Raw genomic sequence first — 14,565 nt, forward strand, 5'->3', positions numbered from 1 at the left:
TAGCCTCAATATTTGATACCGGACAATTTCATGTCAGTAAGCGCATTTAACCGACGCTGGGCGGCGGTGATCCTCGAAGCATTAACTCGCCACGGCGTGCAGCATATTTGCATTGCGCCGGGCTCGCGCTCGACACCTCTTACCCTGGCAGCGGCGGAAAACCGCGCGTTTATTCCTCATACCCATTTCGATGAGCGCGGTCTCGGCCATCTGGCGCTGGGGCTGGCAAAAGCCAGCCGGCAGCCGGTGGCGGTGATTGTCACGTCCGGAACGGCGACGGCTAACCTCTATCCGGCCTTAATTGAGGCGGGACTGACCGGTGAAAAGCTGATACTTCTCACCGCCGATCGTCCCCCGGAGCTGATTGACTGCGGTGCGAACCAGGCTATCCGCCAGCCGGGCATGTTTGCTTCTCATCCCTCGCAGACGCTGTCGTTGCCGCGTCCGTCTCAGGATGTGCCCGCGCGCTGGCTGGTATCGACGATTGACCAGGCGCTGGGCGCTCTGCATTCCGGCGGTATCCATATCAACTGTCCGTTCGCCGAGCCGCTGTACGGCGAGATGGATGACACCGGCGTGGAGTGGCAGCAGCAGCTCGGCGCGTGGTGGCAAAGCGATAAACCCTGGCTGCGGCAGTCCCTGCATCTGGAAAGCGAAAAGCAGCGCGACTGGTTTTTCTGGCGACAGAAGCGGGGCGTTGTCGTCGCGGGTCGCATGAGCGCCGCTGAAGGTAAAAAAGTCGCCGGGTGGGCAAAAACGCTCGGCTGGCCGCTGATTGGCGACGTCCTTTCCCAGACCGGGCAGCCGCTGCCGTGCGCCGACCTGTGGCTGGCGAACGGCAAAGCGGTGAGCGAACTGCAGCAGGCGCAAATCGTGGTACAGCTGGGCAGCAGCCTCACCGGTAAACGCGTGCTGCAGTGGCAGGCCACCTGTGAACCGGAAGAATACTGGGTCGTGGATAATCTCCCCGGTCGCCTCGACCCGGCTCATCACCGCGGTCGTCGGCTGGTCTGCCCGGTGGAACAGTGGCTGGATCTGCATCCGGCGGAAAGCCGCCAGCCGTGGGCGACGACGATCCCGGAGCTGTCGCGGCAGGCCTGGCAGGCGGCGGCCGACCGCAGTGAGGCATTTGGCGAAGCCCAGCTGGCTCACCGGATTCACCGCTACCTTCCGGAACAGGGGCAGCTGTTTGTCGGTAACAGCCTGGTGGTTCGGTTAATTGATGCCCTGGCGCAGCTTCCGGCAGGATATCCGGTTTATAGCAACCGTGGCGCCAGCGGTATTGATGGCCTGCTGGCGACGGCGGCAGGGGTTCAGCGAGCCAGTGCCCGCCCGACGCTGGCGATCGTCGGCGATCTTTCCGCGCTATACGATCTGAACTCGCTGGCGTTGCTGCGCCAGGCCTCTGCGCCGCTGGTGCTGATCGTGGTAAACAACAACGGCGGGCAGATCTTCTCTTTGCTGCCGACGCCGCAGGATCAACGGCGCCAGTTTTATCTGATGCCGCAGGATGTCAATTTCGGCCATGCGGCGGCGATGTTTGGCCTTCATTATCATCGCCCGGGCAACTGGGAGGCACTGGAAGCGGCGCTGGCCGGCGCCTGGCGTCTTCCTGGCGCCACGCTGATTGAGCTGGTGGTGAACGAGACGGAAGGCACTCATACTCTGCAACAGCTGCTGGCGCAGGTCAGCCGGCTATGAGTCTGCACGCCCGGTGCGAAAAGGGGCAGTCGGGCTATCCCTGGCTGGTCTTTTTACACGGTTTTTCCGGCGACAGCCGGGAGTGGCAAACGGTGGGCGCCGCGTTCAGCGCTTATCCGCAGCTGTATATTGATCTGCCGGGCCACGGTGGTTCGCGCGATGTCAGGGTCAGCGGTTTTGCCGAGGTTAGCCTGCGGCTGGAGAAAACGCTGGCGCACTATCATATTCGGGACTACTGGCTGATCGGCTATTCGCTGGGCGGGCGTATTGCGATGTTTTTTGCCAGCCAGCCGCGGTGCGGGCTGTGCGGGCTGGTCGTAGAGGGCGGCCATCCCGGTCTCCAGGATGCGCACCAACGCCAGCATCGCGCTTGTAGCGATGCTGCCTGGGCGGAGCGCTTTCGCCGCGAGCCGCTGGTTCAGGTTTTTGCCGACTGGTACCTGCAGCCGGTTTTCGCCGGTTTAAGTACGCAGCAGCGGGAAGCGCTTGTTGCGCTGCGCAGCCACAACAGCGGTGCCAGTCTGGCCGCGATGCTGGAGGCGACTTCCCTCGCCGTACAGCCCGACCTGCGTGCGCAACTCCGCGCCCGGCGCTACCCTTTTCACTATCTTTGCGGTGAGCGCGATGCGAAGTTTCGCGCCCTTGCGCGCGACGTCGCCGCAACGACACATATTATTCATCATGCCGGGCATAACGCGCATCGGGAAAATCCCGCGGCGGTGGTGTCATGTCTGGCCCAGTTTTTAGCGAGTTAACCAAAGGACATTCTATGATCTCTCTTGATGAAGCAATGCTCTACGCCCCCGTGGAATGGCACGATTGCTCCGAAGGCTATACCGACATTCGTTACCAGAAGTCGACGGACGGGATTGCTAAAATCACCATTAACCGGCCGCAGGTGCGCAATGCGTTCCGCCCGCTGACCGTGAAAGAGATGATTCAGGCGCTGTCCGATGCCCGATATGACGACAATATCGGCGTCATTATCCTCACCGGCGAAGGCGATAAAGCATTCTGCGCCGGCGGCGACCAGAAGGTACGCGGCGATTACGGCGGCTACCAGGATGATTCCGGCGTTCACCACCTGAACGTGCTCGATTTTCAGCGCCAAATCCGCACCTGCCCGAAACCGATCGTGGCGATGGTGGCGGGGTATTCCATCGGCGGCGGTCACGTTCTGCATATGATGTGCGATCTGACGATTGCCGCAGAAAATGCCATCTTCGGCCAGACCGGCCCGAAAGTCGGCTCATTTGACGGTGGCTGGGGCGCATCCTACATGGCGCGGATCGTCGGACAGAAAAAAGCGCGCGAAATCTGGTTCCTGTGCCGTCAGTACGATGCGCAGCAGGCGCTGGATATGGGGCTGGTCAACACCGTCGTCCCGCTGGCAGATCTGGAAAAAGAGACCGTGCGCTGGTGTCGAGAAATGCTGCAAAACAGCCCGATGGCGCTGCGCTGCCTGAAGGCGGCGCTGAATGCCGATTGCGATGGCCAGGCGGGGCTGCAGGAGCTGGCGGGGAATGCCACCATGCTGTTCTACATGACCGAAGAGGGGCAGGAAGGGCGTAACGCTTTCAACCAGAAACGTCAGCCGGACTTCAGCAAATTTAAACGGAATCCATAATGCGTCAGGCGCAGGTTTACCGCTGGCAGGTACCGATGGACGCGGGCGTGGTACTGCGCGAACGGCGGTTAAAAACTCGCGATGGGCTGTTCATCCACCTGCAGGACGGTGAACGTCAGGGATGGGGCGAAATTGCGCCTCTGCCGGGCTTTAGCGCGGAAACGCTGGAGGAGGCGCAGTGCGCGCTGGTGGCATGGGCGAAAGCCTGGCGGCAGGGCGAGAACCTGTCCGGGCCGTCTCACCCTTCCGTGGCCTTCGGCGTCAGCTGCGCGCTGGCGGAGCTGTACGATGAACTGCCGCTGGAGGCGGAGTATCGCGCGGTGCCGCTGTGCACCGGCGACCCGGACGAACTGTTTGCCAGGCTGGCGGCGCTGCCCGGTGAAAAGGTAGCGAAGGTCAAGATCGGGCTGTATGAAGCGGTGCGTGACGGCATGGTGGTTAACCTGCTGCTGGAAGCGATTCCCGATCTGCAGCTGCGTCTGGACGCCAACCGCGCCTGGACCCCGCTCAAAGCGCAGCAGTTTGCGAAATATGTCCATCCGCAGTACCGCGACCGTATCGCCTTCCTTGAGGAACCGTGTAAAACCCGCGACGACTCCCGGGCTTTTGCCCGGGAAACCGGCATTGCGATTGCCTGGGATGAAAGTCTGCGTGAGGCGGATTTTCGTTTTCAGGCGGAGCCGGGTTTGCGTGCGCTGGTGATCAAGCCGACGCTCACCGGTAGCCTGGACAAAGTACGGGAACAGGTCGCCGCGGCACACGCGCTGGGGCTGACGGCGGTGATCAGCTCATCGATCGAATCAAGCCTTGGACTGACGCAGCTGGCGCGGATTGCCGCCTGGCTGACGCCGCAGACCCTTCCCGGTCTGGATACCCTGGCATTGATGCGCGCGCAGCTGATTCGCCCCTGGCCTGACAGCCCGTTACCCTGCCTGAACAGTGATGAGCTGGAGCCGCTGCTGTGACCTTTAGCGACTGGCCATGGCGGCACTGGCGCCGGCTGCGCGGCGATGCGCCGGCGGTGCGTCTGAACGACGTTGTCCTGAACTGGCGGCAGCTGTGCGCTGAAGTTGACGCGCTGGCCGCGGGCTTCCGCGCTCAAGGGGTCAATGAAGGGGAGGGCGTGCTGCTGCGGGCCTATAACCAGCCGTCGGCATTGCTGGCATGGCTGGCGCTGCTTCAGTGCGGCGCCCGGGTGCTTCCTCTGAATCCTCAGCTCCCGCCTTCGCTGCTGGCGGCAGTGTTACCCTCCCTCGATTTGCGTTATGCGCTGGCGCTGAACGGCGATCCGCTCGCCCTCGACTTTGCGCCGCTGGCGCTGCAACGCGAGGCGGGTGGCTTGACGCTACCCTGGTGCGAAGAACGCCTGGCGTCAATGACGCTCACCTCCGGCTCTACGGGGCTGCCGAAGGCTGCCGTGCACAGCTGTCGGGCGCATCTTGCCAGCGCTGAAGGCGTGCTGGCGATGATTCCGCTGGCGTCGGATGATGACTGGCTGCTGTCGTTGCCGCTGTTTCATGTTTCCGGCCAGGGTATTCTCTGGCGCTGGCTGCTGGCGGGCGCCCGCCTGACGGTAAGAGAAAGACAACCGCTGGAACAGGCGTTGCGAGGCTGTACGCATGCCTCGCTGGTGCCCACTCAGCTCTGGCGGTTGCTCAATAGTGAGGCTGATGTGTCGTTGAAGGCGGTGCTGTTGGGCGGGGCGGCGATTCCCGTCGCGTTGACCGAACAGGCGCGCGGCCGGGGGATTCGCTGCTGGTGTGGCTATGGTCTGACGGAGTTCGCCTCGACGGTATGCGGCAAAGAGGCGGATGGCGCACCGGACGTTGGCCAGCCGCTGCCGGGGCGCGCGCTGAAAATCGTTGAAGGCGAAGTCTGGCTGCGTGCCGACAGCATGGCGGCTGGCTACTGGCGCGATGGCGGGGTGCAGCCGCTGGTCAACGAACAGGGCTGGTTTGCCACTCGCGATCGCGGCGAGATCAGGGAGGGCAAACTGACTCTGCTTGGGCGGATGGATAACCTCTTTTTCAGCGGAGGGGAAGGTATTCAGCCTGAAGAGGTGGAGAGAGTACTTCTGGCTCATCCGCAGATTCAGCAGGCGTTTATCGTGCCGTTAGACGATGCGGAGTTTGGTCAGCGTCCGGTGGCGGTGGTGGAGTGCGCTGCGCAGTGCGATGTCGCCGCGCTGGCGGTCTGGGCACAGGATAAGCTGGCACGTTTTCAGCAGCCGGTACGCTGGTTGATGTTACCTGATTCGTTGAAAACCGGCGGGATAAAAATTTCCCGCCGGGCATTACGTGACTGGGTTAATGCGTTGCCAGGCAGCCAGACCCGTTAACCGGGGTTGGCCTCGGCACGGCGCCGGCGTTGCTTACGCAGATAGCGTAGCAGCGGGGGAATAACGATCGCGGCGATGGCGAGGAACAATAATGTTTTGGTCACGCCGCTTCCCCACAAAATCGACAGATTGCCGTTGCTGATAGACAGCGCCCGGCGCAGGTTTTGCTCCAGCATCTCCCCGAGCACGAAACCTAAGATCAGCGGCGACATCGGGAAGTGCATTTTACGCAGAATGTACCCGAGCACTCCGAGTCCGACCATTAGCAGCAAATCGAAGGTCGTACTGTGGACCGCGTAGACGCCGACGGCAGAAACGGCGGCAATCGCCGGCACCAGGAACCACAGTGGGATCGTCAGCATCCGGGTAAACAGGCCGATCAGCGGGATGTTCATAATCAGGAGCATCACGTTGGCGATCAGCAGGGCGGCGATCAATCCCCAGACGATGTCCGGTTGTTCGGTAAACATGGCGGGGCCTGGCGTGATGTTGTACAGCGTCAGGGCTCCCATCATCACCGCCGTGGTGCCGGAACCGGGCACCCCGAGGGTCAGCATCGGGATGAACGAGCCGCAGGCGGAGGCGTTATTGGCCGCTTCCGGGGCGGCGACGCCGCGGATATCCCCTTTGCCGAAGCTGTCGCTGCTGCCGCTGAGCTTTTTTCTCGGTCATATAGGTGATGGCGCTGGCAATGGTAGCCCCGGCGCCGGGCAGAATACCGACGAAGAAACCTACCACCGACGAGCGCAGCGTGGCGCCCACGCACTGACCGGCCTCTTTGGCGTTAAACAACATACGCCCGGTTTTCCGCACCAGCGTTTGCCCGCTGCTGGTGCTTTCCAGCATCAGCAGAATTTCAGAGACGCTAAACAGCCCTATGACGACGACGATAAACTGCACGCCATCCGAGAGGTGGATGCTGTCGAAGGTAAAGCGGTAGACTCCGGTATTGGCATCGACACCCACCGTCGCCAGACCTAAACCAATTAAGGCGGAGAGAAACGACTTCAGCGGGTTCTGCGCCATCATGCTGCCCAGGCAGGCAATGGCAAACACCATCAGGGCGAAATACTCTGCGGGACCGAATGCCAGCGACCACTGTGCCAGCACCGGTGCGAACAAAATAATGCCGCCAATCGCGATAAGCGATCCGACAAAAGAGCTGACCGCCGAAATCGATAAGGCCACCCCGCCGCGTCCCTGCTGGGCCATCGGATAACCGTCGAGAGCGGTCATAATGGCGGCGGCATCGCCGGGCACATTCAGTAAAATGGACGAGATGCGCCCGCCGTACTCGCAGCCGATATAGACCGTCGCCAGCAGAATCAGGGCAGATTCAGCAGGCAGATGCAGTGCGAACGCCAGCGGCAGCAGAATCGCCACGCCGTTAATTGGCCCGAGGCCGGGCAACAGGCCGACGATGGTGCCGACGAAGCAGCCAATCAGCGCAATCATCAGGTTCGTCGGCGTCATCGCCACGGCGAAGCCCTGCGAAAGATAAATCCAGGTATCCATAGACTTCTCCGTTAACTTAACCAGATGCCGAGCGGCAACGTGACATCGAGCAGGGTGTCAAAGGCGTACCACAGGGCCGCGCCCATCACCACCCCGGCCGCGGCGGTGGCAGGCAGCGTGGCGCCAAACAGCAGGCCAATGACGGCGGTCAGCAAGGCGGTGGCCAGCGGGAAACCAAGCCATTCAAATCCCCATGCATAGACCACCAGAACCACCACCATGGTTAACAAGCGTTGTAAAACTCGCTTCCCGGGCCACGTCACCGCGTCGGGGCGGCGTAATAGCAGCAGGACCGAGCACAGCAGCATCAGGCCGATAATCCCCAGCGGGAACGGGCGGGGACCAACGGGTTCATAGGCGTACTCGCTGTGAATCTGCCAGGCAACGAACATCCCCCCCGCGCAGAGCAGCAGCCAGATACTGGCAAAAATACGATCGCTCATGGCAACCTCCGCAGATTATTTCGCCAGACCAAAGGCTTTGGCCTGTTCGCGATAGTCGTTGACCTGTTTCTTCACGTAGGCATCGAGCGCTTCGCCGCTCAGGTTGAACTCAAACAGGCCGCGCAGCTCGCGCTGTTTTTTGAACTCCTCGGTCTGCTGAAGCTTGTTGAACTCCTCGACCCACCACTGGTAGTCAGCATCGCTGACCTTCGGACCGACGTAAAAGCCGCGAATAATCGGCCAGACCAGATCGTAACCCTGCTCTTTAGCGGTCGGGACATTGGCCAGCGCGCCGGGTAGCCGTTCACTGGAGAAGACCGCCAGCACGCGAATTTTGTTGCCTTGCAGATAGGGCACCATTTCGCTCAGATCGCCAGAGACCGCCTGAACATGGTTTCCCAATAGCGCGGTCACCGGTTCGCCGCCGCCCTCAAAAGCGACGTAGCGCATTTTATGCGGGTCAACATGGGCTTTTTGCGCCATCAGCGCGGCCTTCATCCAGTCCTGGCTGCCGATGGAGGCGCCGGCGCCGATGACGATGTTGGCGGGATCTTTTTCCATTGCGGCCATAAACGAAGGGAGGTCCTGCCACGGAGAGTCGGCGCGCACGGCAATCATCCCGTAATCGGTACCTACGCTGGCGAGCCAGCGGACATCATCGACGCCGTAGCGGCCAAATTTACCTTGCGATAAATTGAGTAACGAACCGCCGGAGAAGGCGACAACGGTGCCCGGCTCGCCCGGACGCTGTGCGACGATGGCGTTGTAGGCGACCGCGCCGACACCGCCGGGCATGTAGGTGACCCGCATCGGTTTAGCGATCGCCCCTGTTTCCATCAGGCTGACCTGAATCAGTTTGCAGGTCAGATCGAAGCCGCCGCCGGGCTTAGCCGGCGCAATACATTCGGTACGGGAAGGGGCTTCGGCGGCATACGCTGAGACGCTGCAGAGGCATAGCGCGAGTGCGCTAAGATGGCGAAGGAATGGTGTGTTCATGGGCTTCCTCAGTCGGGTACAGGGGTGGTTTATTCTGGTTATGTGGAACAATGTCGGACTGTTTGGTTGCGCAATTGTTAAATCAACAACCTTTCATTTCCCTTTCAGTCGCGGGATAACTTTACAGGATGTGATAGATCTCTCTTATTTCCCTCAGCGACAGGGAGGTATCAGCGGCGGGGTTATTTCCGGCGATGGGAAATGCGAAGCACGATAAAACGGGCCAGAACTGGCCCAGGGATTGAGCCGCATAAATCGCCGGTGGGATCAGCTGAGCAGGCGCAGGAAAGTACCAGATTCAGCCGAATGTATTATGAATGAGGCTGAGCACTTATCTGCGATTTTTTATAAATACACGTTTTGTTCTGCGGATATCTTTCAGATATGAGTACAGGGAAAATACGGATACGGCCAGCAGTACGACGGCGAGAATTAAAAATAAAATATTAACCATGCTATTAGTCCATTGATAGTGTGGTGTTTTTTTCATTTTCAGTATCGGGATATTTATCCGGTGAAAGTATGATCTTCATCAAATGTTATTCCCATTCATACAGTAATGAACGTAATTAGTACATTCTTATGATCTCTATAATATTGGGCGTTCTTATAATGTTATTTTGCGCTGAATGAATAATAAAGTCAGCGTATTTAATGATGATTTAAAGTTAATTTCGTCAGAATATGCATGAGAATAAACAGATGGCGAATTGGGTTTCCAGCAAGCGCGTTGACGGCTATCTGCGGGCTGAATAGCGGCAGACGGTGGGGAGAGCGATCGCCCTCTTTGTTCAGAGTGTTAAACCGCTTACAAATCAGCTGCGTCGATGTTGCATATTTGTTTCATTTTGTCATTCTCATCTTTTTGTTGCTCGTCGCGCTGTGATGGATGCTTGCGCCAATGGGTGACCACGGAACCAAAGTCAGTCCTGCCGATTGCCGTGCCGATAAACATGGAGATATCACCACAATGCGCCTTTTATTAGCTGAAGATAATCGTGAACTGGCCCACTGGCTGGAAAAAGCGCTGGTACAGGGCGGGTTTGCCGTCGACTGCGTCTTCGATGGTCGGGCGGCTGACCATCTGCTGCAAAGTGAAAAATACGCGCTGGCGGTGCTGGATATAGGGATGCCCGGTTTCGACGGACTGGAAGTGGTTCAGCGGCTGCGCAAACGCGGGCAGACGCTACCGGTACTGCTGCTGACGGCACGCAGCGCGGTGGCGGATCGGGTTAAAGGGTTGAACGTCGGCGCCGATGATTATCTGCCAAAGCCCTTTGAGCTTGAGGAACTGGACGCGCGGCTGCGGGCATTGCTACGGCGCAGCGAAGGTCAGGTGCATGAAGTACAGCAGCTGGGCGAGCTGGAGTATCGCGATGAGGGCTATTTTTTGTTGCGAGGACAGCGGTTGTCGCTAACCCCGCGCGAGCAGGCGCTATTGACGGTGCTGATGTTTCGTCGTTCCCGACCCGTCTCACGCCAGCAGCTGTTTGAGCAGGTCTTCAGTCTGAATGACGAAGTGAGTCCGGAGAGTATCGAACTCTATGTCCATCGGCTGCGGAAAAAGCTACAGGACAGCGACGTGCGGATTACCACGCTGCGTGGGCTCGGCTATGTGCTGGAGAGCGGTCATGAAGTGGGGTAAGCCGCAGTCGCTGTTTGCCCAACTGATGCTGTTTCTCGGGCTGCCGCTGGTGCTGCTGTGGGGACTGTCGGCATTCAACAGCTATGTGAGCGCGCTCCAGGCGGCGACGCAGGCCTATGACCGGACGCTGCTCTCCTCGGCCCGCACCGTGGCGGAACGGCTGGTGGTGCGCGAGGGGCGGCTGGAGGTCAACGTGCCCTGGGTCGTGCTGGATAGTTTTGAGCTCAACATGAACGACCGCCTGTATTACAAGGTGGTGGACCCGGACGGGAAGGTGATTTCAGGTTTTGATGATTTGCCCGCCATGCCGCCGGCAACCTCGCGCACGACGCTCTATCCGGCGCTGGCATGGTTTTACCACACCGAATATCGTGGCCAGGCCATTCGCGTGGCGCGGCTGCTGCAGCCGATCAACGAAGGGGGCATTCTCGGGATGGCGGAAATCTATATCGCTGAGACCCTGCAGTCGCGGCGCTGGCTTGCCGGGCAGCTGCTGTTCTCTTCCTGGGTATCACAGGGGCTGCTGGTGCTGCTGACGCTGGTGCTGACCGGCTGGCTGCTGCGGCGCGTGCTGCGCCCGATGCGCCAGCTCTCGGCGCTGATGGTCCGGCGCGAACCCGGCCTGCTGACGCCGCTGCCGGAACTGCTGCCGTGGTCAGAAACCCGGCTGCTGATAGTGGCATTTAACCGCTATATTGACCGGCTGCGAGTGATGATTTCACGGCAGGAGCGCTTTAGCGCCGACGCCTCCCATCAGCTCAAGACGCCGCTGGCGGTTTTAAAGACCCAGGCCTCCGTCGCGCTGGCCAGCGATGACCCGCAGCTGTGGCGTGAAAGTCTGCAGGCCATGCGTACCACGCTCGATGGGACGATTATGTTGACCGAACGTCTGCTGCAGCTGGCGAGCGTTAAAGGTAAAGAGCAGGGGGATCGGGCCTTCCTGGCCGTCGATCTTCAGGACATCGTGCAAAACAGCTGCTTTTCGCGGATTACCCAGGCGCGCAGTAAAAATATCGACCTCGGTTATGAGGGCGAACGGTCCGCGGTCATGATCGCCGGCGACGGCGTCCTGCTGGCTGAGCTGTGCGCCAATCTGTTGGATAACGCAATTCGCTACACGCCGGCAAACGGAACGGTGACGCTGAGCCTGCGTCGCGATGGAGAAGGCGTCGTCATGGAGGTCGAAGACAGTGGCCCGGGTATTGAGGATGACCAGATTCAGCAGGCGCTGCTGCCATTTCAGCGCCTGGAAAATGTCGGGGATAACCCCGGTGCGGGTCTCGGGCTGGCGCTGGTGACGGATATTGCCCGACTGCATCGCAGTCACCCGCAGCTGCTGCGTAGCGAAACGCTGGGCGGCCTGAAAGTCAGACTGCGTTTTCTGGCCGCGGCGCCGGGTCGCTCAGAGCAGGCCTTTCAGGGTTAATGTTTTGCGGGTCGCGACGTTCAGATCGTAGCGGTGCAAATCTTGCGGTTTCACCCAGGCATACGCCTGAAACTCGTCGTTGAGGGTGATTTCGCGATTGGCGCTGAGGCAGTCAAAAATCAGGTAAATCATATATATCTCTTCCTGACGGCCGTCGGCATAGGTTTTGACCCGAATATCATCGCTGAAGGTCCACGGCGTAATCTGCGTCAGCTGCAACGCCTCGCCAAGCTCCTCACTAACTTCCCGACGTAGCGCCTCTTCAATACGTTCGCCCGGTTCAACGCCGCCGCCGGAAAGTGCCCACTGCCCGGGAAAAACGCCGCGATCGTCAGCCATTTTGCAGAGCAGATAGTGGCCCTCATTCTGAATCAGCGGGCAGACGATGGTCCTTTGGCGCATGGTGATCTCCTTGACTAAACGGTAGGAAAAAGGTGTTGGAGCACCAGTTTGCGAGCCGTCTCGCTAAACCGCAAGCTGCATTGTCCGTATTTAGCCGCCGCTATCCGTAGCAACTGGTTACAATCACGAGAGTAAAGGTCATTTTAGTGCATTGATTCCTCAGCGTTCGGCAGTACAATTCTGCGGTTTTTGGGACTTTTTTGATTCTTGTTTTCTGGATAGAGTAAAAATGAAAAAGAGCATTTTATTAGGTCTTGCCGGCATGATGTTCGTCTCTACGGCGGCAAATGCCATCAGCGTAACCGGGCAGGCTGGTGAGCACTACACCAACCTTGGCGTCGGTTTCGGGACTGAGTCATCTGGTCTGGCAGTGACCGGCAACTGGATGCACAGCGACAATGACGGCGACGCGGCGGGTTTAGGTCTTGGTCTGAATATTCCGCTGGGGCCATTCCTCGCGACGGTTGGCGGCAAGGGCGTTTACACCAACCCGAAGAGCGGCGATGAAGGGTATGCGGCGGCCGTCGGCGGCGGCCTGCAGTGGAAAATTGGCGACAGCTTCCGTCTGTTCGGCGAATACTATTATTCCCCGGATTCACTCTCCAGCGGTATTCAGAGCTATCAGGAAGCCAACGCCGGTGCGAGCTGGACGATTATGCGTCCTCTGAGCATCGAAGCCGGTTATCGTTATCTGAACCTCGAAGGGAAAGACGGCAACAAAGACAGCACGATTGCAGACGGCCCGTACCTCGGCGTCAGCGCCAGCTTCTAATCCCGCAACGGCGCGAACCTTTCCCGCGCCGTATTCCTGTCTACTCCGCCTGCGCCTTGCGCTATAGTATTGCCACCTGGCAGGCAAGGAGTGAAGTGAATAATGATAAATGTGGAAATGCTGTCCACCGGCGATGAAGTGTTGCACGGGCAAATCGTCGATACCAATGCCGCGTGGCTGGCCGATTTCTTTTTCAATCAGGGATTACCGTTAACGCGCCGCAACACCGTGGGCGATGACCTTGATTCCCTGGTCACGGTGTTACGTGAACGCAGTGAACAGGCGGATGTGCTGATCGTCAACGGCGGCCTGGGGCCAACCAGTGACGATCTGAGCGCGCTGGCCGCAGCGACCGCCAAGGGCGAAGGACTGATTCTGCACGAAGCGTGGCTGGAAACGATGACCCGTTTCTTTGCCGAGCGCGGTCGCCCGATGGCCGCAAGCAACCGCAAGCAGGCGGAGATCCCCGCCAGCGCGGAGATGATCAATAATCCGGTGGGGACGGCCTGCGGTTTTGCCGTTCAGCTTAACCGCTGTCTGATGTTTTTCACCCCCGGCGTCCCGTCGGAATTCAAAGTCATGGTCGAGCAGGAAATTTTACCCCGCCTGCGTGAGCGTTTCCCGCTCTCTGCACCGCCGCTGTGTCTGCGTCTGACGACTTTTGGCCGTTCGGAAAGCGATCTGGCGCAAAGCCTCGATCCGCTGGAGCTGCCGCCGGGCGTCGTCATGGGCTACCGTTCTTCAATGCCGATTATTGAGCTGAAGCTCACCGGGCCGGCGGAGCAGCGCGAAGCGATGCTGGCGATATGGCCGGAAGTGAAAAAAGTGGCGGGAGAGAGCATGATTTTCGAGGGCACCGAAGGGCTGCCCGCGCAGATCGCGCGTTGTTTACAGGAGCGCCAGCTGAGTCTGACGCTGAGTGAACAGTTTACCGGCGGTTTGCTGGCGCTTCAGCTTTCGCGGGCAAATGCGCCGCTGCTGGCAAGCGAAGTCGTCCCTTGCCAGGAGGAGTCGCTGGCGCAGTCTGCTCGCTGGGCCGCAGAACGGCGGGTCAATCATTTCGCCGGTCTGGCACTGGCGGTGAGCGGCCAGGAAGCCGATCACCTGAATTTCGTCCTCTCGACGCCGGAAGGCACCCATGCGCTACGGGTCAAATTCAGCGCCACGCGCTACAGCCTGGCGGTTCGTCAGGAAGTCTGTGCCATGATGGCGCTGAATATGCTGCGCCGTTGGTTGAACGGTCAGCCGGTCGCCGGCGAACACGGTTGGATTAACGTCGTCGAATCTCTCTCGGTTTAAACAAACCTCTGCGTCGGGAACTCCTCCCGACGCGCGATCGGTCCAGCCGGTTGTACTTGCTTTTAAATATTCCGTGCGCCATCTCGCCTTTTCCTCCCGCCGAACGTCCACTCTGCTGGAATAGCGTCGCCATTTGAGGTCGCTGACAATTTACCCCCCGGACAACCGCAACACTGATTCCAGTACTCAGGATTGGAGTCCAGGATGCTGGAATCAAGTAAAGTCCCGGCGGCTGCACCTTACCGGGCCTACGAGATCCGCATATGGCGCCAGGCAGGTCGTCAGTCAGGGCGATGCTAATACCCAATTCGCAAGCACCCGTAGGCCGGGTCAGGCGTTAGCCGCCACCCGGCAAAAACACGGCGACAGTATTCACAGCGGATTTGTCATCGCCCATTGAT

14 protein-coding genes and 1 pseudogene are annotated in these 14,565 nt (G+C 59.6%); 9 read left to right on the top strand and 6 right to left on the bottom strand.

Going from position 1 to position 14,565, the window contains the following annotated elements; all coding sequences use genetic code 11:
* Window positions 1-30: 30 nt before the first annotated feature.
* The 5 genes from menD to menE are packed head-to-tail and all read left to right on the top strand — an operon-like array spanning window position 31 to window position 5,666.
* A complete protein-coding gene (gene menD / locus GRPL_RS14095; protein ID WP_004865079.1) occupies window positions 31-1,701 on the top strand; it encodes a 2-succinyl-5-enolpyruvyl-6-hydroxy-3-cyclohexene-1-carboxylic-acid synthase in 1,671 nt (556 codons plus the stop codon).
* Window positions 1,698-2,456, top strand: a complete 759-nt coding sequence (gene menH, locus GRPL_RS14090) for a 2-succinyl-6-hydroxy-2,4-cyclohexadiene-1-carboxylate synthase (RefSeq protein ID WP_032699080.1) — start codon at window positions 1,698-1,700, stop codon at window positions 2,454-2,456. Before menD ends, menH begins: the two co-directional genes overlap by 4 nt.
* A gap of 14 nt (window positions 2,457-2,470) precedes the next feature.
* Window positions 2,471-3,328: a 1,4-dihydroxy-2-naphthoyl-CoA synthase gene (gene menB / locus GRPL_RS14085; RefSeq protein ID WP_032686654.1), complete on the top strand. Its 858-nt coding sequence runs from the start codon at window positions 2,471-2,473 to the stop codon at window positions 3,326-3,328.
* A complete protein-coding gene (gene menC, locus GRPL_RS14080; RefSeq protein ID WP_032699081.1) occupies window positions 3,328-4,293 on the top strand; it encodes an o-succinylbenzoate synthase in 966 nt (321 codons plus the stop codon). Before menB ends, menC begins: the two co-directional genes overlap by 1 nt.
* Window positions 4,290-5,666: an o-succinylbenzoate--CoA ligase gene (gene menE, locus GRPL_RS14075; RefSeq protein ID WP_032699083.1), complete on the top strand. Its 1,377-nt coding sequence runs from the start codon at window positions 4,290-4,292 to the stop codon at window positions 5,664-5,666. The genes menC and menE overlap by 4 nt, the downstream gene beginning before the upstream one ends.
* Here the strand turns inward: menE and GRPL_RS0125645 are convergent.
* From GRPL_RS0125645 to GRPL_RS27735, 5 genes and pseudogenes are all read right to left on the bottom strand, one after another.
* Window positions 5,663-7,181 (bottom strand): annotated as a pseudogene (locus GRPL_RS0125645) (tripartite tricarboxylate transporter permease). The gene menE and the pseudogene GRPL_RS0125645 sit on opposite strands and share 4 nt — an antisense overlap.
* An 11-nt stretch (window positions 7,182-7,192) precedes the next feature.
* Window positions 7,193-7,624, bottom strand: coding sequence for a tripartite tricarboxylate transporter TctB family protein (locus GRPL_RS14070; RefSeq protein WP_004865072.1), 432 nt, complete (start codon window positions 7,622-7,624; stop codon window positions 7,193-7,195).
* A 15-nt stretch (window positions 7,625-7,639) separates the two neighbouring features.
* The gene (locus GRPL_RS14065) at window positions 7,640-8,620 is read right to left on the bottom strand and encodes a Bug family tripartite tricarboxylate transporter substrate binding protein (protein ID WP_004865070.1); all 981 of its coding nucleotides are present in this window, start codon (window positions 8,618-8,620) and stop codon (window positions 7,640-7,642) included.
* A 331-nt stretch (window positions 8,621-8,951) separates the two neighbouring features.
* Window positions 8,952-9,110 carry a small membrane protein gene (locus GRPL_RS27730; protein WP_375339038.1) on the bottom strand — a complete coding sequence of 53 codons (159 nt, stop codon included), beginning with the start codon at window positions 9,108-9,110 and terminating at the stop codon, window positions 8,952-8,954.
* 318 nt (window positions 9,111-9,428) lie between these two features.
* Window positions 9,429-9,575 carry a hypothetical protein gene (locus tag GRPL_RS27735; RefSeq protein WP_155117247.1) on the bottom strand — a complete coding sequence of 49 codons (147 nt, stop codon included), beginning with the start codon at window positions 9,573-9,575 and terminating at the stop codon, window positions 9,429-9,431.
* 15 nt (window positions 9,576-9,590) lie between these two features.
* On the opposite strand from GRPL_RS27735, the gene tctD reads away from it, so the two are divergent.
* Both tctD and GRPL_RS14050 read left to right on the top strand, forming a co-directional pair.
* Window positions 9,591-10,265 carry a transcriptional regulator TctD gene (tctD, locus tag GRPL_RS14055; protein WP_032699084.1) on the top strand — a complete coding sequence of 225 codons (675 nt, stop codon included), beginning with the start codon at window positions 9,591-9,593 and terminating at the stop codon, window positions 10,263-10,265.
* On the top strand, window positions 10,252-11,691 hold the full coding sequence (locus GRPL_RS14050) for a sensor histidine kinase (RefSeq protein ID WP_004864915.1): 1,440 nt from the start codon (window positions 10,252-10,254) through the stop codon (window positions 11,689-11,691). The genes tctD and GRPL_RS14050 overlap by 14 nt, the downstream gene beginning before the upstream one ends.
* On the opposite strand, the gene nudI is transcribed toward GRPL_RS14050, so the two are convergent.
* On the bottom strand, window positions 11,668-12,093 hold the full coding sequence (gene nudI / locus GRPL_RS14045) for a nucleoside triphosphatase NudI (protein ID WP_004864913.1): 426 nt from the start codon (window positions 12,091-12,093) through the stop codon (window positions 11,668-11,670). The genes GRPL_RS14050 and nudI overlap by 24 nt on opposite strands.
* A gap of 229 nt (window positions 12,094-12,322) precedes the next feature.
* Here nudI and GRPL_RS14040 point away from each other — a divergent pair, with 229 nt between their 5' ends.
* Together GRPL_RS14040 and GRPL_RS14035 are read left to right on the top strand one after the other, a co-directional pair.
* Window positions 12,323-12,865: a YfaZ family outer membrane protein gene (locus GRPL_RS14040; RefSeq protein ID WP_004864911.1), complete on the top strand. Its 543-nt coding sequence runs from the start codon at window positions 12,323-12,325 to the stop codon at window positions 12,863-12,865.
* A gap of 102 nt (window positions 12,866-12,967) precedes the next feature.
* Window positions 12,968-14,164, top strand: coding sequence for a nicotinamide mononucleotide deamidase-related protein YfaY (locus GRPL_RS14035; protein WP_004864909.1), 1,197 nt, complete (start codon window positions 12,968-12,970; stop codon window positions 14,162-14,164).
* Window positions 14,165-14,565 lie beyond the last annotated feature (401 nt).

The sequence above is a fragment of the Klebsiella planticola ATCC 33531 genome (genome assembly GCF_000735435.1).
In the GTDB taxonomy this organism is placed as follows: Bacteria; Pseudomonadota; Gammaproteobacteria; order Enterobacterales; family Enterobacteriaceae; genus Klebsiella; species Klebsiella planticola.

What these genes read in the sequence shown, in the direction of transcription:
- menD (WP_004865079.1), top strand. Translation starts at nt 31, where the DNA reads ATGTCAGTAAGCGCATTTAACCGACGCTGGGCGGCGGTGATCCTCGAA.
- menH (WP_032699080.1), top strand. Translation starts at nt 1,698, where the DNA reads ATGAGTCTGCACGCCCGGTGCGAAAAGGGGCAGTCGGGCTATCCCTGG.
- menB (WP_032686654.1), top strand. Translation starts at nt 2,471, where the DNA reads ATGATCTCTCTTGATGAAGCAATGCTCTACGCCCCCGTGGAATGGCAC.
- menC (WP_032699081.1), top strand. Translation starts at nt 3,328, where the DNA reads ATGCGTCAGGCGCAGGTTTACCGCTGGCAGGTACCGATGGACGCGGGC.
- GRPL_RS14070 (WP_004865072.1), bottom strand. Translation starts at nt 7,624, where the DNA reads ATGAGCGATCGTATTTTTGCCAGTATCTGGCTGCTGCTCTGCGCGGGG.
- GRPL_RS14065 (WP_004865070.1), bottom strand. Translation starts at nt 8,620, where the DNA reads ATGAACACACCATTCCTTCGCCATCTTAGCGCACTCGCGCTATGCCTC.
- GRPL_RS27730 (WP_375339038.1), bottom strand. Translation starts at nt 9,110, where the DNA reads ATGAAAAAAACACCACACTATCAATGGACTAATAGCATGGTTAATATT.
- GRPL_RS27735 (WP_155117247.1), bottom strand. Translation starts at nt 9,575, where the DNA reads ATGTTTATCGGCACGGCAATCGGCAGGACTGACTTTGGTTCCGTGGTC.
- tctD (WP_032699084.1), top strand. Translation starts at nt 9,591, where the DNA reads ATGCGCCTTTTATTAGCTGAAGATAATCGTGAACTGGCCCACTGGCTG.
- GRPL_RS14050 (WP_004864915.1), top strand. Translation starts at nt 10,252, where the DNA reads ATGAAGTGGGGTAAGCCGCAGTCGCTGTTTGCCCAACTGATGCTGTTT.
- nudI (WP_004864913.1), bottom strand. Translation starts at nt 12,093, where the DNA reads ATGCGCCAAAGGACCATCGTCTGCCCGCTGATTCAGAATGAGGGCCAC.
- GRPL_RS14040 (WP_004864911.1), top strand. Translation starts at nt 12,323, where the DNA reads ATGAAAAAGAGCATTTTATTAGGTCTTGCCGGCATGATGTTCGTCTCT.
- GRPL_RS14035 (WP_004864909.1), top strand. Translation starts at nt 12,968, where the DNA reads ATGATAAATGTGGAAATGCTGTCCACCGGCGATGAAGTGTTGCACGGG.